The sequence below is a fragment of the Mycobacterium kubicae genome (assembly GCF_015689175.1).
GTDB lineage: Bacteria > Actinomycetota > Actinomycetes > Mycobacteriales > Mycobacteriaceae > Mycobacterium > Mycobacterium kubicae.
Map to the genome: position 1 here is coordinate 1,715,641 of NZ_CP065047.1, position 19,811 is coordinate 1,735,451.

The 19,811-nt window shown below is 66.1% G+C and carries 17 protein-coding genes; 6 read left to right on the plus strand and 11 right to left on the minus strand.

Annotation, left to right across the window (positions count from 1 at the left end; translation table 11 throughout):
- Window positions 1-11 precede the first annotated feature (11 nt).
- Window positions 12-2,534, minus strand: coding sequence for a glycogen/starch/alpha-glucan phosphorylase (locus I2456_RS08110; RefSeq protein ID WP_085073484.1), 2,523 nt, complete (start codon window positions 2,532-2,534; stop codon window positions 12-14).
- A gap of 287 nt (window positions 2,535-2,821) precedes the next feature.
- Here I2456_RS08110 and I2456_RS08115 point away from each other — a divergent pair, with 287 nt between their 5' ends.
- Entirely contained in the window at window positions 2,822-3,472 is a 651-nt protein-coding gene (locus I2456_RS08115; protein WP_085073483.1) for an HD domain-containing protein, read from the plus strand.
- 10 nt (window positions 3,473-3,482) lie between these two features.
- Complete coding sequence (locus I2456_RS08120; protein ID WP_085073482.1) at window positions 3,483-4,313, plus strand: alpha/beta fold hydrolase; 831 nt, start codon at window positions 3,483-3,485, stop codon at window positions 4,311-4,313.
- A 4-nt stretch (window positions 4,314-4,317) separates the two neighbouring features.
- On the opposite strand, the gene I2456_RS08125 is transcribed toward I2456_RS08120, so the two are convergent.
- The 4 genes from I2456_RS08125 to I2456_RS08140 all read right to left on the minus strand — a co-directional run bounded on the left by I2456_RS08125 (window position 4,318) and on the right by I2456_RS08140 (window position 6,309).
- A complete protein-coding gene (locus tag I2456_RS08125) occupies window positions 4,318-4,557 on the minus strand; it encodes a hypothetical protein (RefSeq protein ID WP_131813454.1) in 240 nt (79 codons plus the stop codon).
- 203 nt (window positions 4,558-4,760) lie between these two features.
- Window positions 4,761-5,324: a hypothetical protein gene (locus I2456_RS08130; RefSeq protein WP_085073481.1), complete on the minus strand. Its 564-nt coding sequence runs from the start codon at window positions 5,322-5,324 to the stop codon at window positions 4,761-4,763.
- Window positions 5,325-5,440: 116 nt separating this feature from the next.
- Window positions 5,441-5,989, minus strand: coding sequence for a TetR/AcrR family transcriptional regulator (locus I2456_RS08135; protein ID WP_085073480.1), 549 nt, complete (start codon window positions 5,987-5,989; stop codon window positions 5,441-5,443).
- Window positions 5,986-6,309 (minus strand): DMT family transporter, encoded by a 324-nt coding sequence (locus I2456_RS08140; RefSeq protein WP_085073504.1) that lies wholly within the window; start codon window positions 6,307-6,309, stop codon window positions 5,986-5,988. The genes I2456_RS08135 and I2456_RS08140 overlap by 4 nt, the downstream gene beginning before the upstream one ends.
- Before the next feature lie 90 nt (window positions 6,310-6,399).
- Between I2456_RS08140 and I2456_RS08145 the strand changes: the two genes are divergently transcribed.
- A complete protein-coding gene (locus I2456_RS08145) occupies window positions 6,400-6,834 on the plus strand; it encodes a DoxX family protein (protein WP_085073479.1) in 435 nt (144 codons plus the stop codon).
- Between the two features lie 22 nt (window positions 6,835-6,856).
- Here I2456_RS08145 and lipL read toward each other — a convergent pair whose 3' ends face one another.
- The 6 genes from lipL to I2456_RS08175 all read right to left on the minus strand — a co-directional run bounded on the left by lipL (window position 6,857) and on the right by I2456_RS08175 (window position 15,820).
- Complete coding sequence (gene lipL, locus I2456_RS08150) at window positions 6,857-8,131, minus strand: esterase/beta-lactamase LipL (RefSeq protein ID WP_085073478.1); 1,275 nt, start codon at window positions 8,129-8,131, stop codon at window positions 6,857-6,859.
- A gap of 124 nt (window positions 8,132-8,255) precedes the next feature.
- Entirely contained in the window at window positions 8,256-9,497 is a 1,242-nt protein-coding gene (locus I2456_RS08155) for a glycosyltransferase 87 family protein (protein ID WP_085073477.1), read from the minus strand.
- A 155-nt stretch (window positions 9,498-9,652) separates the two neighbouring features.
- A complete protein-coding gene (locus I2456_RS08160) occupies window positions 9,653-11,179 on the minus strand; it encodes an Hsp70 family protein (protein ID WP_085073476.1) in 1,527 nt (508 codons plus the stop codon).
- 39 nt (window positions 11,180-11,218) lie between these two features.
- Complete coding sequence (locus I2456_RS08165; protein WP_085073475.1) at window positions 11,219-13,483, minus strand: carbon starvation CstA family protein; 2,265 nt, start codon at window positions 13,481-13,483, stop codon at window positions 11,219-11,221.
- Between the two features lie 51 nt (window positions 13,484-13,534).
- Complete coding sequence (locus I2456_RS08170; protein WP_085073474.1) at window positions 13,535-15,064, minus strand: ATP-dependent DNA ligase; 1,530 nt, start codon at window positions 15,062-15,064, stop codon at window positions 13,535-13,537.
- Between the two features lie 48 nt (window positions 15,065-15,112).
- The gene (locus I2456_RS08175) at window positions 15,113-15,820 is read right to left on the minus strand and encodes a Crp/Fnr family transcriptional regulator (protein WP_085073473.1); all 708 of its coding nucleotides are present in this window, start codon (window positions 15,818-15,820) and stop codon (window positions 15,113-15,115) included.
- A 96-nt stretch (window positions 15,821-15,916) separates the two neighbouring features.
- On the opposite strand from I2456_RS08175, the gene I2456_RS08180 reads away from it, so the two are divergent.
- From I2456_RS08180 to I2456_RS08190, 3 genes are all read left to right on the plus strand, one after another.
- On the plus strand, window positions 15,917-16,582 hold the full coding sequence (locus I2456_RS08180; protein WP_085073472.1) for a chemotaxis protein CheB: 666 nt from the start codon (window positions 15,917-15,919) through the stop codon (window positions 16,580-16,582).
- A gap of 163 nt (window positions 16,583-16,745) precedes the next feature.
- Complete coding sequence (locus I2456_RS08185) at window positions 16,746-17,504, plus strand: SDR family NAD(P)-dependent oxidoreductase (RefSeq protein WP_068024563.1); 759 nt, start codon at window positions 16,746-16,748, stop codon at window positions 17,502-17,504.
- Between the two features lie 98 nt (window positions 17,505-17,602).
- The gene (locus I2456_RS08190; RefSeq protein WP_085073471.1) at window positions 17,603-19,768 is read left to right on the plus strand and encodes an acyl-CoA dehydrogenase family protein; all 2,166 of its coding nucleotides are present in this window, start codon (window positions 17,603-17,605) and stop codon (window positions 19,766-19,768) included.
- Window positions 19,769-19,811 lie beyond the last annotated feature (43 nt).

The window sequence follows — 19,811 nt, forward strand, 5'->3', positions numbered from 1 at the left end:
ACTCCAAACGCTTACATCTTGACGGTCAGTGGCCACACGTTCCAGATGTCATCGCAGTACTCGGCGATGGCGCGGTCGGAGGAGAACTTGCCGCTGCGCGCGGTGTTCAGGATCGACATCTTGGTCCAGGCGTCCTTGTCCTGCCACGCCGCGCTCACCTGGTCCTGACACTGGACATAAGCCGCGTAGTCGGCGAGCACCAGGAACGGGTCGTCGTAGCGCAGGTTGTCGACCAGAGGCCGGAACACTTCGCTGTCCCCGTTCGAGAATGTCCCACCACCGATGAGGTCGAGCACCGCGCGCAGTTCCTCGTTGGCGTCGATGTAGTCGGCCGGACGGTAACCCGTCGCCTTGAGTGCTTCCACTTCCTGCACCGTCAGACCGAACAGGAAGAAGTTCTCGGCCCCGACCTCTTCGCGCATCTCGACGTTGGCTCCGTCGAGCGTGCCGATGGTCAGTGCACCGTTCATCATGAACTTCATGTTCCCGGTGCCCGAGGCTTCCTTGCCCGCGGTGGAGATCTGCTCGGACAGATCGGCCGCCGGGTAGATCAGGTGCGCGTTCTGCACGTTGAAGTTGGGGATGAACGCCACCTTGAGGAAGCGGTTCACCTCCGGATCGGCATTAATCGTCTGCCCAACGGCGTTGATCAACTTGATGATTCGTTTGGCGATGAAGTAACCGGGCGCGGCTTTACCACCGAAGATGAATGCCCGCGGCGGGATGGACAGGCCGGGATTCTGCTTGAGCCGGTGGTAGAGCGTCACAATGTGCAGAACATTGAGGTGCTGGCGCTTGTACTCGTGGATGCGCTTGACCTGGATGTCGAACATCCAATCGGCTTTCAGCTCAACGCCGGTCACCGACCGGATATAAGCGGCAAGGCGTGCCTTGTTGCTGCGTTTGACGTCGCGCCACTGCTGACGGAAGGAGGCGTCGTCGACGTACTGCTCCAGCCCGCGCAGGCGGCCCAGGTCGGTCAACCATCCATCACCGATGGTGCGGTCGAGCAGCTCGCGCAGGCCCGGGTTGGCCAGTGCGACGAACCGCCGCGGCGTCACGCCGTTGGTCTTGTTGCTGAATCGCTCCGGCCACATCTCGTAAAAGTCTTTCAGCACACTGATTTTGAGAAGATCGGAGTGCAGTGCGGCCACACCGTTGATGGCGTGGCTGCCGACTGTCGCCAGATGCGCCATCCGGACGTTCTTGCCGCCGTCCTCACCGATCAGCGACATCCGCCGCAGCCGGTCCTCGTCGCCGGGGAATCGGGCGCGCACCTCGTCGAGGAAGCACCGGTTGATCTCGTAGATGATTTCGAGGTGGCGGGGCAGTGACTGGGCGAACATCTCCAGCGGCCACCGCTCCAGCGCCTCCGGCAACAAGGTGTGGTTGGTGTAGCCGAAGGTCGCGACCGTGATCTCCCACGCATCTTCCCATTCCAGGTGGCGCTCGTCGACCAGCAGCCGCATCAACTCGGCTACGCCAATTGACGGGTGAGTGTCGTTGAGCTGCAACGCGAACCGCTGGGGGAGTTCCTGGACAGAGACGTCGGCCAGGTCGTCCATGATGTGCAGCACGTGCTGCAGCGAACAGGACACGAAGAAGTGCTGTTGCAGCAACCGCAGCCGCTTACCTGCCTCCGGCTCGTCATTGGGGTAGAGCACCTTGGTCACCGTTTCGGAGGTGACCTCGTCCTCCACCGCCTTGTAGTAGTCACCGGTGTTGAAGGCGTCCAACGCAAACGACTTGACGGCCCGCGCGCTCCACAGCGTCAGCACGTTGCAGGTGTTGACACCGTAACCCTGGATGGGTGTGTCGTACGCGACGCCTTTGAGCATCATGCCCGGTACCCAACGCACCCGCTCGTGACCGGCGTCGTCGGTGTAGCGCTCGGTGTGCCCGCCCCACTTCACCAGATAGTTGACGTCGGGTTTCGGTATCTCCCAAGGGTTTCCACTGTCCAACCAGTTGTCGGTCTGCTCGACCTGCCACCCGTCGTGGATCTCCTGGTCGAAGATCCCGAACTCGTAGCGGATGCCGTAGCCGATCGCCGGACGCTCCAGGGTGGCCAACGAGTCCAGGTAGCACGCGGCCAACCTGCCCAGGCCGCCGTTGCCCAGGCCGGGCTCTTCCTCGCAAGCCAGCACCTCGTCGTAGTTCTGGCCCATCGCGGCCAGCGCCGCCCGTGCATCCCGCTCCATGCGCAGGTTGAGCAGGTTGTTACCCAACTGTGGACCCATGAGGAATTCGGCCGACAGATAGCACGTCACCTTTCGGCCCAGGTCGAGCGAAACCTGCGTCGACGCGGCGCGGCGGTCCTGCATCCGGTCACGCACCGCCAGCGCGAGCGCCCGGTAGTAATGCACGGGCCGTAGGGCCGCGGCCGGACGGCCAATGGAGTACCGCAGATGATCGGTGATCGCCCGCTGTAACGCGGCGGCGCTCATCCCGGTCCGGGAGTGCTCGGACAGCTCGGAGCGCGCCGCGCTGGTCGGGGACAGTCCGTCCGACGGTGTCTGATCGAGGTCGGTCATGGTGAGTCTCACTCCCTAGCGCTTGCCCAACGCACCCTGTGGCCGGCGGTGCGCACAGCCGACAGTCTGGCAGCGATGTTTGCACACCGAACCCGCAATTGACGTCAGTTACGTAAACGCAACCCCACCTGTGCGCGACGAATCGACGTTGCCGGCCGCTTGCGACATCCCCTGCGCCAAGCGAGCAGCGGCGATGGCGGTTTCTGTGGGAAAGGTGGCGCTGGGAAATCTCCCGAAATTGCACCGTTCGGCGTTTGATCGATACATCAGACCGAAAGGAATGCACCATGACCACCTCATCCACGCAGTCCACCGCTGGCATCGTCATTCCCGACACCCCGCTGGTGCGTGACATCACCGAGTACATCCGCGACACCGAAGACGAGCTGCTGTTCAACCACTCCCGCCGGGTCTTCCTGTTCGGCGCGCTGCAAGGGCAGCGGCGCGGGCTGCAACCGGACCTGGAGTTGCTGTACGCGGGCGCCATGTTCCACGACATCGGGCTGACTCAGGGCTACCGCACGTCTTCGCTGCGGTTCGAGGTCGATGGCGCGAACGCAGCGCGCGACTTCCTGCTGGAGCGGGGCGTCGACGACGCCGCCGCGCGCAAGGTGTGGCTGTCCATTGCGCTGCACACGACACCCGGAATACCGAAGTTCTTGGAACCCGAGATCGCACTGGTCACCGCGGGCGTGGAAACCGACGTGCTGGGCATCGGACGCGACGACCTGTCCGCCGAAGCCATCGAGGCAGTGACTGCCGCCCACCCGCGTCCTGACTTCAAGAACCGGATCCTGCGAGCGTTCACCGACGGCATGAAGCACCGGCCGCGCAGCACCTTCGGCACCGTCAACGCTGACGTGCTGGAACACTTCGACGACTCCTTCGTCCGCGACGACTTCGTCGAGATCATCCGCACCAACAGCTGGCCCGAGTAGGACCGCCGCGATGGCCACCGTTACGTCGACCGACGGAACCGTCATCGGCTACGAAACATGCGGCGCAGGAACACCTTTGCTGCTGGTACACGGCAGCACGGGTACCCGCGCCCGGTGGTGGCCGGTGCGTGCGAAATTGGCCCAGCGCTACACCGTCCACGCGATGGACCGGCGCGGCCGTGGGCTCAGCGTTGCCGAGGCCGGACCCTACAGCCTGCAGCGCGAAGCCGAAGATGTGGCGGCCGTCGCCGAGGCGGTCGGCGGCAACGTGTACGTGGTCGGACACTCCTACGGTGCTCTGGCGGTCCTGGAGGCAGCGCTGATCACATCGGCATTCCGGCGCATCCTGCTCTACGAGCCGCCGCTGCCCACGCCGGGATTCGAGGTCGTGGCACCGGACCGCTTGGCGGCGTTATCCAGTATGGATAATCCCCGGGCGATCCTGCAGGCGTTCTATCGCGAAACGTTGCGGTTGCCGGAGCCGGCGATCGACGACCTCACCGATCGCGAATTCCCTTACGTGGCCGGCTCTATCGCACACACCGCCGTTCGCGAACTCGCGGAGGTCGGCACCTACCGCGCGACCGAACGGCTTGCCGACATCGACGTGCCGGTACGGATCCTGCTCGGCAGCAAGAGCCCCGCGTATTTCCGTGCGGCCGCAGCATCCCTGGCCGCGATGATCCCCGGCACGACTACCGCTTCACTACGCGGGCAGGGACATCAGGCTATTGACTACAGCCCGCGCCAGTTCGTCCGAGCTGTTGTCGAATTCGATTCGCGCAAGAACGCGGGTGCGGTGATGACCCGACGGGACTGCCTGAGCCCCGAGCGCTGCTAGATCGTCAGTACAGTGTGCCCGGCGTGCCCGGTGGAGGCGGTGCAGGCATCACCCAGTTGCACGGCACCCAGGTTCGAAACGCGATCCAGGCGCACTGCTGTTCGGGACTGAGTTGCGGACCAGCCGGGGGCGGCGGCGCCGGCTCGGGGTCATCGGGATCGGCTTGTGCGACTCCCAGCCCGGTCAAGCCGCCAACGGCCGCGGTGAGCGCTGTGACAGCCAGCAAACGTCGTAGTCGAATCATGTTGGGTCACAACTCCTTCCATGCACACCGAGCGCGGTCGCCAGATATTCAGTTGGCGATCTGTGCCGCTCACCCGCACGCGGGCTCCTGAACAGCACCTTTGACCACAATCCTGGCACGCACGCGAGCGCAGGGGAATACCCCGCCGGCACTCGTGAGACCGGTGGGGGCGTCAGCTGCCGCAATGGGACAGCTACTTCAGATCAGTTGCCGGCGATCCGGGTCAACTTCCGGCTCACCCCGGTCGCGATCTGGCCGGGACGTTGTTGTTCGCCCTGCTGTGCGCCCAACAGGATGATCGTGCCCGTCAGGGCCGGCACCAGCCACTGTGCATACCGCAGCTGTTGCTGCGCCGCCGCGACATCACTGGGTGTGGAAGGGGCCGGTTCAGTCGCTCCCTGAACCGGATCACCTTGTCCTTGAGAGGCTTTCATGCCCAACGCGCGACTGTAGACAGTGGCTCCCAGCGCCGCTCCGGTGACGACCAGCTTCGTCACGGTGTTCGCGGTAACGCCACTTTGGTACTTGGCGCGATCCCGGTTGTTGTACAGAATCGCGCCGCCCCCGATCAAGTGGGCGCCGATGGCCGCAGCGTTGACGGGTCCCCATTTCCCCCACCCGGCGGCCGTGACACGAGCGCGGTCCTTGGGGTCCCGAACGGCGGCGCCTGCGCCGTTGACTCCGACGGCGCCCATCAGGGAACCACCGAACCAGGCGGCCGCACCTAGATCGTGCAGGGAACGAACAATTGTGTTGCGTGCAGACATCGACGTCTTTCCTCTCGTGATATGCCCGACTTCCCAGGGCGCAGGCAGGGTTCACGTTTCCGGCGACCTGAAACCCCAAGTTCCTTATGGAAAGTGCCGATGCGACGCGGGCTTACTCAGATCAGGCGAGCGATCGCATCCGTCAGTGCGGCCGCGCCCAACGGCCTACCGGTGATGAGCGAATGCAGCGAAGCTCCGTCGAGGAACACCGTGACCGCCTCGGCGGCTCGCCGCCCGATACGCGGTTCGAGCAGCGCCATCAGCCCTTCCGGCCACAACTGGGCGAGCCGCTGCAATTGCGGCTGATGGCTTGCCGCGACATACAACTCGCTGAGAGTGCGGTGCCGATCTTGGTCGGTCAAGTATTCGGCGGTGAGCCGGGCCAGTGTCGCGGGCAGGGCCGCGTTGGCATCCAATTCCTGTCGCCAGAGGTCGAGCCATGTCGTCGCACTCGTGGCAGCGTGGGCCAGCGCGGCCTCTCGCAGTGCGCCCAAGTCGCTGAAGTAGTAGGTCGTCGACCCGACCGGAACATCGGCCTCTGTGGCCACCCGGCGATGGGTGAGCTGGCTGAGGCCGCCCCGGGCGATGACCCGTGCGGCCGCCTCGACGATGGCCTGCCGGCGACCCGCCGGGTCGCGTGGACGACGTTCGGCCACGGCGGTCAATGCGCGCCGGCCAAGTTCAAGGTGAGCACGCCGGCGATGATCAGACCCACGCCCACCACCTTCGCCAGCGACAGCGTCGAGCCCAAAAACAGCACGGCGATCAACACAATGGCCGCCGTGCCGATCGCCGACCACAACGCGTAAGCCACGTCTGTCTGCATCCCGCGCGCGATGGACATCGCGAGCAGGGCGAACGCGGCGGCGTAGCCGATCAGGCACGCCGCTGTCGGCCACAATCTGGTGAAGCCTTCGGTGCTTTTCAGCAGGCTGGTCGCCACCACTTCGGCGAAGATCGCGCACAGCAGAAACAGATAAGCCAACGTCTCTCCTTGTGTACGGATGTACATGTACAGACGTACACTACAGCGCGACGCCCGGTTCGTCGGAGGCAAGCCGTAGCCTCTGTGGGCATGACGACTAACCTTGACCGGCGTCTCGCCGGTTATTCACCGGTGGTGCTGAGCGTGTACCGGCTGGTCTACGGCTTGCTGTTCGCCGGATACGGGTCGATGATCCTGTTTCGGTGGCCCGTGGATTCGGGTCATCCGGTGCAGGTAGGTGAGTGGCCGGGGTGGTATGCCGGCTTGATCGAGTTCGTCACCGGTCTGTTGATCGGTGCTGGGCTGTTCACCCGCGCCGCGGCGTTCGTCGCCTCCGGCAACATGGCCGTGGCCTACTTCTGGATGCATCAGCCGCATGCCCTCTGGCCCATCGGTGATCCGCCGGCCGGCAACGGTGGAACCCCGGCGATCCTCTTCTGTTTTGGGTTCTTCCTGCTGGTGTTCATCGGCCCGGGGAGGTACTCCATCGACGCGCTGCGCGCCACCAGACTTCGGCGCAGGTAACCCCAGTCGGCGCTGGTGGGTGCTAGCGCGCGCTGGAACTGGGCAAGGCGCGCTCGGAGTACGGCGCACCGAAGCTCGGTACCGGGTTGAAGCCGCTGGCGTGCGCGGCCGTCGTCGCCCGCCGGATGGGGAAGATGAGCGGCCCCATCAGGATTTGATCCACCAAGATGGGGGTGACCAGCCGGTTGTGCACGAAGGCGAATGAGCTGCGGGTGGCCGGGTCCGCCCACCCGATGGTGCCGCCCAATCCGGCGTGCCCGAAGCCCCGCAACAGTCCCGGCACCGGCGAGCCGTGGTAGCCGAGGTGAAATGACATGGGCACGACCATGTTCAGATCGGGCCGCAAGCTCAGCTTGCCGAGCAGGCCACGAGCCAGATCTTTGGACAGCAGCTGCGTGTCGCCGGCGCGACCGCCGTTTGCCAACGCGCCGTACATCCGCGCCAGCCCGCGCGCCGTCACCACCGCATTGACCGACGGGATCTCGCTTTCCAGCAGCGGAGTGTCGCCCTGGATGAGGGAGGTGATGCCTCGCACGTACATCGCGCCCAGCCCGCCGGCGACAGGTAGCTGAGTAAGCCGGGGCGCCAGCAGGTCGAACACCGGGTTGGCGCGGGTGGTCTGCGGAAACATGATCTGCGCAGCTGTGGTCGGCGCGTCGGCCGGCGGGCGGCCTAGGTGGATACCGTCGGTGTCGAGCGGCTCGGCGATCTCGCTGCGGAACAACTCGCGCATGCCCTTACCGGTGACGGCCCGGGCCAAGCCTGACGTCAACCAGCCATAGGTGAAGGCGTGATATGCCGCGCGACCGGCGTTGCGGTCGACGGGTGCGGCGGCCAGCCGCTGTTCCATGGCGCGGTGATCGAGCAGTTCGTCCTTGCTGACCCCCTGCAGGTGTGACAAGCCGGCCCGGTGCCCCAGCATGTCGCGCACCGTGATCTGCGACTTGCCGTTGGCGCCGAATTCCGGCCAGTAGCGGGCGACGGGCTCGTCATAAGACACCAGTCCGCGGTCGACGAGCCGATGGATGACGGTTGCCGCCACCCCTTTGCTGGCGGAGAAGACCATGGCGCCGGTATCGGCGTCCCAAGGCTGTTCACCGTCGCGGTCTGACCAGCCCGTCCAGACGTCGACGACGGGTTCGCCCTCGACATAGATCGACAACGCTCCGCCGCCGAACCGCGGACCGGGAAACAGCTTGCCGAAGGTATTGACGACGCAGGCAAACCGCGGGTCGGCGGCGCCGTGAACGTTCGACGGAAGACCGTCGTCGGTCTCCAGGAGTGATGCTTGCGTCATGACCGAACTCCCGTGCGTAGGCTTACCGCCGCGAGTGGCTCGAAGAGCGGCAGTGTAGGTATATGAGAACGATGTTACCAATGTCGATAATGTCGTTTTAGCAGTCGTTGGCCCCGTCTGCGCGTCAGGGCAGTGGTGCCGGCTCGTCGCCGTCGGTAACTGCCTTCCGGTGCGTTCGCCCGTTGCTGATGAGCCATATCGCCGCAGCGGCAAGGATTGCTACGTACAGCAGGATGTAGAGATTGGACAGTACTTCCCACGGCCCCCAGGTATCGGGAAACATGAACAGCCCGATGCGGGGTTCGAGATCCATCGGGAAGCGGTACGGCCAGGAACCGATCGTCAGAAACAAGCCCACTGCGGGGAGCCACCACCAGGCGTTGGTGGAGGCGCGGTGGACCAGGTACACGAGCAGCGGTAAGAACCACACCCAGTGGTGCGTCCAGGAAAACGGGGACACCACCGCCGCGGTCAAGCCGGTGATGGTCAAGGCCAACAAGTGCTCCCCGCCGCGATGCAGCCGCACGACGACCCACATGCTGGCCGCCGTCACCGCCAGCGCGGGCAGCAGCCACGCCCATGTCGGTAACGCATTGCCCGGTAAGGGGCCGATAGGACTGTCGGGGTGCGGCGAGGTCAGGCGCGCGATCGCGCCGCCCAACGACTGATTGGACGGGTGCAGGGGGTCGTCGCCGATGCGTTTGGAATCGGCGAACGTTCCCGACCAGTACTGCCGCGAATCACTGGGCAGGGCCGCCCACCCCACGGCGATGGTGACGGCGATCGTCACCAGCGCCACCGCGGCCGCCCGCCATTGCCGCACAGCCAGGTAATACAGGACGAAGTAGCCCGGAGTGAGCTTGATACCCGCGGCGACGCCGACGCCAACTCCCTTGAGCCAACTCGCCGTCGACCGGGCGCCGTCGCAGAGCACGAGCAGCAGCAGCACCAGGTTGATCTGTCCGTGCAGCAATGTGCTGCGCACCGGCTCGAGGAATGCGCACACCACGCCCAGCAGCACCGATTGCGCGATCAGGTAGGGCGTCACTCGGTAGCCGAGGATGCGCCAGCACAGCACCACCGCCCCGATGAGAACGACGACATTGAAGGCCAGCCAGATGTTGGTGTCGGTCCCGAACGGCAGCCAGGACAACGGCAGGAAGGCCACGATGGAAAACGGCGGGTAGGTGTAGAGGTGCTGGTGAATCAGCGGTTCGGCATACAGCGGCGAATGCGCCAGCACGTGCTGCACACCGTCGCGATAAGCATCGAAATCGTCACCGCCGCCCAACAGCCCGGCGCGGGGTGTGTGCACGGGGACCGTCGCCACCAACAGCACGGCCGCGACGGTCGCCCAAATCGACATGACCGCTAGAGCCGGCCAACGCAAGGACAGGGTTCGAGGTTGCGCCTCGGCGGATTTCGACGCCGCAGTCTTCGCGATTGCGCCACTCACTTCTAGACGGCTGGGTGGGCGAAGACGAGCTTGCGCCCAGCTGCGGACAGAGCAGCTTCAGCGTCTCACAACCGTGCGGCGGCGCGCCGTTCCAGTCGGAAGGTGCGCTTGAAGCCCGCGGGGTGGGTGGTCAGAGTGACTTCGACCGCACCGCCGGGGGCCACCACGTAGCGCTCCTCGACGTCGGGTCCGTCGCTGCAGCGGCCCACGGGCTGGCGCAGCAGATCGTCGCGGTCGCGCAGTGACGGGTCGAAGGGGAAGAGCACCGGATCGTAGGGTGTGACGTCACCGTCGGGACGCCCGTTGACCAGTCGGCTGCACTCGACGAACCGGAAGTGCCCGATGTTGTGGGCCGCCCGGTACCGGCGGTTGATCACCAGCGGGGTCCGTCCGTCCGAGGGCAGCGCGGCGTCCTTGGGCACGATCGGGTCGAAGACGACGTCCGCGCCGGCGTGCGCCTCGCGGAACACGCCGAAATGCCGCGAAAACCGTTCGGACAGCACGAATCCCGAGTCGTGGTCCAGCGAGACCGCCAGGCCGATGGCCGTCGCGGCGAACGGGTGCGGCGATCGCTTGACGCGCTTGTCTCCGAAATTCTTGCGCAGCATCCGCGACACGAGTGGGAAGCTGCCCGCCCCGCCCACCACGTAGATTCCGGCGACCTCTGACCACGCGACGTTTCTGCCGTCACCGGCCGGGTCGTGCAGCACCCGCCCGAGCAGGTCGCTGGTCTGGTCGACCAGCGGCGCGCACGCGGCGTAGACGTCGTCGACGCCGCAGGAGAACGGCGGCCGGTCGACGCCGTCGATCACCGTGAGGTCGACCAGGAAGCGGCGCGTCTGCGGCCCCACTGCCTCCTTGCGCGCGGCGCATTCCTCCTTGAGCAGCTCGAAGGAGCCGGCATCGGCCTGCAACCCGGATTCAGCCAGGACCAGGCGCGCGATCGCGTCGTCGAAATCGTCTCCGCCCAGCCGCTGGATCCCCTCGCTGACGACGACTTCGTTGACGTGTCCGGCCATCTTGAGCAGGGACGCGTCGAAGGTTCCCCCGCCGAGGTCGTAGATCAGGACGTATTCCCGTTTGGCGGTGATGGTGGAGCGGTAACGGTGGGCATATTCGAGCCCGGCCGCCGACGGCTCGTTGAGCAGCGCGACCACCTGAAAACCGGCCGCTGCGAACGCGTCCAGCGTGATAAAGCGTTGGGCACTGGTGGCGTTGGCGGGCACGCTGATGGCGGCCTCGATGGGCTCATCCGCGGCCGGGGTGACGTTGGATCGGTGGCACAGGTCGCTTCTGAGCTGGCTCAAGAAGGCGGTGAGGAGGTCGGCCAGTACGTAGCTGCGCCCGGCCAGCGTCACCTGGGTTTGCGGTCCGGCGTCGGTGAGCAGCCGTTTGAACGACCGCAACACCGCCCAGCCGGGTTCGTGGCGGACGGCGGCGGCAGCCAGACCGAAGCGCAGTTCGCCGGCGGTGTTCGCGGCGATCAGGGATGGCCAGGTGTCGATTCCGTCGAAGGAGACGACGGGGTAATTGCCTCGGTCGACGACCGCAGCAACGGTGTGGGTGGTGCCGAAGTCGATGCCGACTCTCATTCCGCACAATTTTAGGGGCCCCGGACGGCCCTTGGGCGGTTACTTAGGCAGAGCCTGGTTGCTCGGCGCGCCGCCCGTGCCGGCGTAGGCGTCCCACTGCCTTTGCACGTCGCGCTCCGCGGCGGTGGGGATCAGGCCCGCCGGCGCGAAACGTCTGGAATCGACCGGGGTGTCTTCGGCCAGTGGGCGGGCCGCTCCACGAATCGCTTTGAGCCCGACCACGACGCCGGCGACGAAGACGATGACGACCGCCGCCGCGAACAGGATCGACAGGGTGCCCTGGATGAAGGTGTTGCGGATGACGGCATCGAGCTGATGGGCGTCGGTCGCCGAGCCGAATGCGGTCTTGCCGGCGTGTCTGGCCGCTGAGTATTGCGCGTGTTGGGTCCAGTACCCGACCGCGGGATCGCCGGAGAACACCTTCTGCCACGAGGCGGTCAGGGTGACCGCGAGATCCCACAGCAGCGGAACGCCCGGGATCCACGCCCACTTCAGGCGTCCCAGCTTGACGACGACGACCGTGATGACCGTCAGCGCGATCCCGGCCAGCAACTGATTGGCGATTCCGAACAGCGGATACAGCGTGTTGATGCCGCCGACCGGATCGGTCACGCCCAGTAGCAGGATGCTGCCCCACGCGGTGACCACCACCAGGCTGCACATCCACGCCCCGACCCGCCAGCTCGGATCCTGCAGCTTGCGCAGCGGACCGCCCAGGTTGCTCAGCCCGTCGGAGACCATGAACCGCGCCGCCCGCGTCCCGGCATCGACGGTGGTCAGGATGAACAGGGCTTCGAACATGATCGCGAAGTGGTACCAGAACGCTTTGAGGCCGCCACCGCCGAACACCCGGTGCAGCATCTCGGACATGCCGAACGCCAGCGTCGGTGCTCCGCCGGTTCGCGACACGATCGATTGCTCACCCACGCTGGCCGCCGCCTGATCGATCTGCTGTGCGGTCACCGAGGCGCCCGTGAGGCCCAGGCCGTTGACGTATCGCGCGGCGCCGGCGGCGGTGTCGTGCGTTTGAGCGGCGGGCGCGTTCAAGGTGAAGTACAGGTGCTGGTCCAGGATTGTCGCGGTGATCAGCGCGACGACCGCGACGAACGACTCGGTGATCATGCCGCCGTACCCGATCAGCCGCATTTGACCTTCTTTTTCCAGCATTTTCGGGGTGGTGCCCGAGGAGATCAGCGCATGAAATCCCGACAGTGCGCCGCAGGCGACGGTGATGAACAAGAACGGGAACAACGAGCCGGCGAAGGCGGGACCGTTGCCCTTGGTGGCGAAAGTCGACAGCGCGGGCGCGGCGTTCACCGGGCGCACCACGCACACGCCGACGGCCAGCAGCGTGATCGTGCCGACTTTCATGAAGGTGGATAGGTAGTCGCGCGGGGCCAGCAGCAACCACACCGGCAAGACCGATGCCGCAAACCCGTAGCCGATCAGGAACCAGGACAGGGTGACCGGCGACAGGCTGAACCACGCTGCACCCCAGGAGGTATTGGCAACCCAGTCACCCGACACGACGGCAAGTAGCAGCAGCCCGACCCCGAGCACGGACACTTCGGTCACCCGCCCCGGCCGCAGGAATCGTAGATAGCAGCCCATGAACAAGGCGATGGGGATGGTCATGGCGATCGAGAACACGCCCCACGGGCTCTTGGCCAGCGCCCGCACCACGACCAATGCCAGTACCGCGATGACGATGGTGATGATCACCGGGATGCCGATGAGGGCGGCCGCGCCGGCGGTGGCGCCGAGTTCGTCGCGAACCATCTGGCCCAGCGAACGTCCCCGGCGTCGGGTGGAGATCCACAACACCAGGTAGTCCTGCACACACCCGGCCAACACCGCGCCGACGACGATCCAGATGGTGGTGGGCAGGTAACCCATTTGGGCGGCCAGAACGGGACCCACCAGCGGTCCTGCTCCGGCGATGGCCGCGAAGTGGTGGCCGAACACCACCCGCCGGTCGGTCGGCACGTAGTCGGTGCCGTCGTCGAGAACTTCGGCGGGAGTGGCGTGATCGTCGCGAGGGGTGACGATCTTTCGTTCGATCAACCGGGCGTAGCAGCGGAAGGCGATGAGATAGGTGCAAGCCGCGGCCACCACCAGCCAGACGGCGTTGACGGTCTCGCCGCGGACGAAGGCGATGATGGCCCACGCGACGGCGCCGACGACCGCGATCAGTCCGAAGAAGACCTTTTGCTTGACGGTGATCGGGGAGCGATCGATGATCGCCACGGGCGGCAGGTCGGCGTCGGTATGGATGTAGCTGACGTTGTCGTGGAGTCCTGCCACGCGGGAAACCCTACGCGGATAAGGCTGCTGGCGTCTGTCCGGCGGGTTACATCAATACAGCGCGCGCACCGCGTCGATCGTGTCGGCTTCGGTCGGGGGCTTGTCGTCCCGGTAGCGCACCACCCGGGCGAAGCGCAGCGCCACTCCGCCGGGATATCGCGACGACCCCTGCACTCCGTCGATGGCAACCTCGACCACCTGCTCGGGTCGCACCCGGACCACGTAGCCATCGGTGCCGTCTACGGCCAGTTCGGTGAACCGCGCGGTCTGCCAATCCAGCATCGCGTCGGTCATTCCTTTGAAAGTCTTTCCGACCATGACGAATTCGCCGCTGGCCGGGTCGCGTGCGCCCAGATGGATGTTCGACAGTTTGCCGCGACGGCGTCCCGAACCCCACTCCACGGCCAGCACCACGAGGTCCAGGGTGTGCACCGGCTTGACCTTCAACCAGCCCGCTCCCCGGCGGCCCGCTTGGTAGGGCGCGCCGGGCGCCTTGACCATGACTCCCTCGTGACCGGCGGCCAGCATCGCTTCAAGAAAGGCCCGGGCAGCGGACTCGTCCGAGGTGAGCAGCCGGTCTACTCGTTGCTGTGCCGGCACCAAGGCGTCCAGAGCGGCCAGCCGCTCGGTGGTCGGCGCGTCGAGCAGATCTCCGCCGTCGCGATGCAGGATGTCGAAGAAGAACACCGAAAGTGGCTGCGCTGCCTGAGCGGCCGCGACGTCGACCTTCCGGCCGAATCGCGACGCGGTGACCTGGAAGCGATGCGGCCGATTGTCCGGGCGCAGCGCAATCGCTTCGCCGTCGGCGACCAGGTCTCGCACCGGCAATGCCAATGTCGCCGCTACCACCTCGGGTAGCCGGGCGGTGACATCGTCAAGGCTTCGGGTGAACACCTTGACCTCGTCACCGGCGCGGTGGATCTGGACTCGGGCGCCGTCCAACTTCGCCTCGAAAAGCGTTGTGCCGTTGTGCTTTTCCAGGGCATCGGCCACTCCGGTCGCGGTTTGCGCGAGCATCGGGCCCACGGGGCGGCCCACCCGCAAGGTGAACGCGTCCAGCGCCGCCGCTCCGCCGGTCAGGCCGGCCGCCGCGACCGCAGGCAGGTCGCCACCGAGCATGGCGGCGCGCTGCACCGCCGCAGCGGGGATGCCGGCCGCCTTGGCGACCGCGTCGGCCATGATCCCGACCAGCGCACCTTGACGCAGTTCGCCGCTCAACAACCGCAACAGGAAGGTCTGCTCGGGTTGGGTTGCGGCGGAGAACAATTCGGCGAGCAACTCGGCGCGCCGCCCTTGGGATCCCGGGCCGGATACCGCCCCGATCCGCGAGAACGTCGCGTCGACCTCACCGACGGTCAACACCGGATCGGAAGCCGGCGGCGGCAGCCTTCGCAGGGCCGCATAGCCCACGCCGATCTGGCGTTGCCGCAGTTCCCCGGACAGCCAGGACACCACGATGGCGACCAGTTCCGGGTCGGGCGCCGCGCGGCGCAGCAGCTCGGCGATGTGCGCGACCTTGGACAGCCGCGACGAGGTGCTACCTACGTCGACCGACGTGGTCGCCACCTCCAAAAGCCGCACGCTTAGAGCTTGGCACGGGCGGCCGACATCTCGACGGGTGCGGCACTCTCAGGCGAAATTGCGGAGGGCGTCGAACTCCGCCCTGACGATGCGGTAGCACTCGCAGGCCATCTCTTCGAGCCCTTGGCGGTTCAGGATGGTGATGGTTCCGCGGCTATAGCGCATCATCCCTTGCTCTTGTATGCGTTGAGCGGTTTCCGAGACGGTCGGTCGGTGCACTCCGAGCATCTGGCTCAGGAATTCCTGAGTCATCAGCATGTCATTGGCACCGACGCGGTCTTGGGTGGTGAGCAACCACCGGGCCATGCGCGCATCGGTGGGGTGAGTGCTGTTGCAGACCACATTCTGCGCGACCTGCACCATGGTGGCCTGGGTGTAGCGATTGAGCAGCTGATGGAGTGCGCCGTCGCCGCTCAGCGCCTCTTGAAAGTCCGCGACGCTGATGCGGGCGGTTTCACCGGCGATCTGGCAGAAGGAGGCCTGGGGACTGGTCGCTGCTCCCAGGTAGACCGGAAGGCCGACCATGCCCTCGTGACCGATGGTGGCAACTTCCACGGCGATGCGCCGATCGGTGACCGCGACCAGCGAAAACACCGACGACAGTGGGAAATACACGTCGGCGATCGGGGTGTGGGGTTCATAGCCGGACTGCTTCAGTCGGGTCTGTTCAAGCCGCAGGTGCGGCCGCATCCTGGCGTATTCCCGCTCGGGTAACTGTCCGAGAATGGCGTTGCGCCGAAAATCATCGGAAGTCATCTCCGCGGCTCTCTGTGGTCCTGTCGTGCGATCGGTGACTACCCAGGTCCCGGCGACTTATGTCCGCGACCGGACACACGGGCTAAGGTTGTCCTTATGTCCGGTACCCGACATACGGCCGGTGAATCCACTGCTGCGCCGGAGTTCGTACCGCAATTCTCGTGGGTTGTTTTGGTGGCCTCGCTGGGCGGCATGGAGGCCTTCAGCACCGTGCTATCGCGACTGCCGTCATGGTTTCCCGTGCCGGTGCTCGTGGTGCAACACCGCCCCCAGATCGCGCAGCCCGATCCGCTGGCGGCGGTTTTGTCCCGCAGAACTCACCTGCCGGTACGAGTCGCCGTGGACGGCGTGACGGCGCACCAACCCGGCGTGACGGTAGTACCGGGGGCCACCGCGGCCGCCATCGACCCAAGCGGCTTGTGGCGACTGCGGCCCACGTCCAAGGCGACCGGTCCCGGTGATGTCCTGCTGGCCAGCGCAGCCTATGCGGGCCGGACGATCGCCGTGATCCTCACGGACTATCAAGCCGATGGCAGCCGCGGGTGCCGTTCGGTCAAGGTGGGCGGTGGCCGGGTTCTGGTGCAAGACCCCTCCGATGCCCGCGCTTCGGGTATGCCGGCCAGCGCGATCAGCACCGGCTGCGTCGACTTCGTGCTGCCCTTGCAGCGCATTCCGGCCGCGCTGCTGGCGCTGACCGTCGCGCCGGGTGCCGCGGAGTTGTTCAGCGTTCCGATTCCGCCCTGGGCCCGCCTGACCTCGTGACCCGGCGTTTCAGGGAATTACCCGCCGCGTAGCCGAGGTCTGACCACGTTCTCTGGTCACTGGTGGCTGGCCTTGGCATGGCTGCCGACACCGGCGCCGAGCCGACGCGCTAGCGTGCCTCTTTAACGTTACAAATTCGAAGGATTCTGACAAGGAGGTCCGAATGGAGATCAGCGGGAAGAAAGTCGTCGTCATCGGCGGCGCGTCGGGCATGGGCCGGGCCAGTGCCGAGCTCTTGGCCCAGCGTGGCGCACAGGTCGCTGTCCTGGACCGCGAAGGCTCCGACGGCAAAACCGTCGCCGACGGTATCGGCGGTCCGTTTTACCCGGTCGACGTCACCGACTTCGCCGGCACTGAAGAAGCGTTGCAGTCGGCGGTGGGCGACTTGGGCGGCCTGCATGTCACGGTGACCACCGCCGGCGGCGGCATCGCCAAGCGCACGCTGACCAAATCCGGCCCGCATGACCTCGAATCCTTCCAAGCCGTGATCGATCTCAACCTCATCGCCACCTTCAACATCAGCCGGCTGGCGGCGGCGCACATGGCCAAGAATGAGCCCGAAGACGAAGAGCGCGGCGTCATCATCAACACCGCCTCCATTGCGGCCTTCGAGGGCCAGATCGGGCAGGTCGCCTACACCGCCGCCAAGGCCGGAATCGCGGGCATGTGTCTGACGATGGCGCGAGACCTCGGATCGATGGGCATCCGCGTGCTGGCGATCGCGCCCAGCCTCTTTCTCACCGGCTTGACCGCTATGGTTCCCGACGAGATGGCCAGCCAGCTGGTCAAAGACGCCGCCTTCCCCAAACGCATGGGCCGCCCCGAGGAGTACGCCAAGCTGGTGGCGGCCATCGTGGACAACCCGATGCTCAACGGTCAGTGCCTGCGACTGGACGCGGGGCAGCGGTTCGCTCCCAAGTAACGCCCCCGCCTGTCGGGCTCGTCGGGAATAAGTACACTCTTTAGGCAATCGGAGTCGGGCAACGACGCTGGCTCCGTCGCGCCGCGAGGAGGACCCTGATGGGTATCGCACTGACCGACGACCATCGTGAACTCGCTGAGGTAGCGCGTGGGTTCCTGACTTCGCAGAAGGCCCGCTGGGCGGCACGCGAGCTGCTCGACGCGGCTGAGGAGACGCGACCGCCGTTCTGGCAAAACCTGGCCGAGCTCGGCTGGCTCGGGCTGCACATCGACGAGGAACACGGCGGCTCCGGCTATGGCCTGCCGGAGCTGGTCGTGGTGGTCGAGGAGCTCGGTCGCGCCGTCGCGCCCGGGCCTTTTGTGCCGACCGTGATCGCCTCGGCGGTGATCGCCAAAGACGGTACGGCAGAACAAAAGACGCGCCTACTGCCCGGATTGATCGACGGAACGGTCACTGCCGGCATCGGCTTGGCGGGCGAAGTTCGCGTCGCCGACGGTGTCGCCGACGGTGACGCGGGCATCGTGCTCGGCGCGGGTCTGGCCGGGCTGCTGCTCGTCGCCGCCGGTGACGACGTACTTGTCTTGGAGCGTGACCGGGCGGGTGTCACCGTCGAGGTGCCGGAGAACTTCGATCCCACCCGGCGATCCGGACGTGTCCGGCTGCAGAACGTCAGCGTCACGGCCGATGACATCTTGTCGGGTGCGCACGCGTCGGCGCTGGCGCGGGCGCGCACGCTGTTGGCCGCTGAGGCCGTCGGCGGTGCGGGCGACTGCGTCGATGCCGCGGTGAGCTATGCCAAGGTACGCCAGCAGTTCGGCCGCACTATCGCGACTTTCCAAGCGATCAAACATCATTGCGCCAACATGCTGGTGGCCACCGAGTCTGCGATAGCCGCGGTGTGGGACGCCGCACGCGCTGCCGCCGAGGACGAAGATCAGTTCCGCCTGATTGCCGCCGTGGCGGCGGTGCAGGCGTTTCCCGCCTACGCCCGCAACGCCGAACTCAACATCCAGGTGCACGGCGGTATCGGATTCACCTGGGAGCACGACGCGCACCTGCACCTGCGGCGGGCGCTGGTCGTTGCCGGATTGTTCGGTGGTGACGCGCCGGCCGCCGACGTGGTCGACCGCACCGTGGCCGGGACCAAGCGGGTCAACAGCCTCGACCTGCCGCCCGAGGCAGAAGAGTTGCGTGCCCAGATCCGTTCGGATGTCGGTGAAATCGCTGCGCTGGAGGGTAAGGCGCAACTGGACAAGCTGATCGAGACGGGCTACGTGATGCCGCACTGGCCCAAGCCGTGGGGCCGTGCGGCTGATGCGGTGGAGCAGTTGGTCATCGAGGAAGAGTTCCGCGCGGCCGGTATCAAACGCCCGGAGTACTCCATCACCGGCTGGGTGATTCTCACCTTGATTCAGCACGGAACCGATTGGCAGATCGAACGATTCGTCGAGAATGCGCTGCGTCAGGACGAGATCTGGTGCCAGCTGTTCTCCGAACCCGAAGCCGGGTCGGACGCGGCGTCGGTCAAGACCCGGGCCACCCGGCTGGATGGCGGCTGGAAGATCAACGGGCAGAAGGTGTGGACCAGTGGTGCGCAGTTCTGCGCCCGCGGCCTGGCCACCGTGCGCACCGACCCGGAAGCGCCCAAGCACGCGGGCATCACCACGGTGATCATCGACATGAAAGGCCCCGGCGTCGAGGTGCGGCCATTGCGGCAGATCACCGGCGGTTCAGAATTCAACGAGGTGTTCTTCAACGACGTGTTCGTTCCCGACGAAGATGTGGTCGGCGCGCCGAACTCCGGCTGGACCGTCGCCCGAGCGACGCTGGGCAATGAACGGGTCACCATCGGGGGCAGCGGCGGCTACTACGAAGGCATGGCGTCCAAGCTGGTTCAGCTGGTTGGGCACCGGGGAGATGCATTGGCCGGCAGCAAGATCCGCGTAGGCGCCTTCCTGGCCAATGACCACTCGCTGCGGCTGCTGAACCTACGCCGCGCCGCGCGCAGCGTAGAAGGCGCCGGCCCCGGCCCGGAGGGCAATGTCACCAAGTTGAAGGTCGCCGAACACATGATCGAGGGTGCGGCGATCTCCGCGGCGTTGTTGGGGCCGGACATCGCGCTGATCGACGGACCTGGAGCGGTGGTCGGCCGGATGGTCATGGGTGCTCGCGGCATGGCGATCGCCGGAGGCACTTCGGAGGTGACGCGCAACCAGATCGCCGAGCGGATTCTGGGGATGCCGCGCGATCCGCTGATCAACTGATTTCGCTCGGCGAGCAGACGCAGAATCGCATCAACAGCACCGG

Coding starts and splice junctions, on each gene's coding strand:
- I2456_RS08125 (WP_131813454.1), bottom strand. CDS start 4,557: ATGATTCGACTACGACGTTTGCTGGCTGTCACAGCGCTCACCGCGGCC.
- I2456_RS08120 (WP_085073482.1), top strand. CDS start 3,483: ATGGCCACCGTTACGTCGACCGACGGAACCGTCATCGGCTACGAAACA.
- lipL (WP_085073478.1), bottom strand. CDS start 8,131: ATGACGCAAGCATCACTCCTGGAGACCGACGACGGTCTTCCGTCGAAC.
- I2456_RS08185 (WP_068024563.1), top strand. CDS start 16,746: ATGGAGATCAGCGGGAAGAAAGTCGTCGTCATCGGCGGCGCGTCGGGC.
- I2456_RS08160 (WP_085073476.1), bottom strand. CDS start 11,179: ATGAGAGTCGGCATCGACTTCGGCACCACCCACACCGTTGCTGCGGTC.
- I2456_RS08155 (WP_085073477.1), bottom strand. CDS start 9,497: ATGTCGATTTGGGCGACCGTCGCGGCCGTGCTGTTGGTGGCGACGGTC.
- I2456_RS08180 (WP_085073472.1), top strand. CDS start 15,917: ATGTCCGGTACCCGACATACGGCCGGTGAATCCACTGCTGCGCCGGAG.
- I2456_RS08190 (WP_085073471.1), top strand. CDS start 17,603: ATGGGTATCGCACTGACCGACGACCATCGTGAACTCGCTGAGGTAGCG.
- I2456_RS08145 (WP_085073479.1), top strand. CDS start 6,400: ATGACGACTAACCTTGACCGGCGTCTCGCCGGTTATTCACCGGTGGTG.
- I2456_RS08110 (WP_085073484.1), bottom strand. CDS start 2,534: ATGACCGACCTCGATCAGACACCGTCGGACGGACTGTCCCCGACCAGC.
- I2456_RS08130 (WP_085073481.1), bottom strand. CDS start 5,324: ATGTCTGCACGCAACACAATTGTTCGTTCCCTGCACGATCTAGGTGCG.
- I2456_RS08175 (WP_085073473.1), bottom strand. CDS start 15,820: ATGACTTCCGATGATTTTCGGCGCAACGCCATTCTCGGACAGTTACCC.
- I2456_RS08115 (WP_085073483.1), top strand. CDS start 2,822: ATGACCACCTCATCCACGCAGTCCACCGCTGGCATCGTCATTCCCGAC.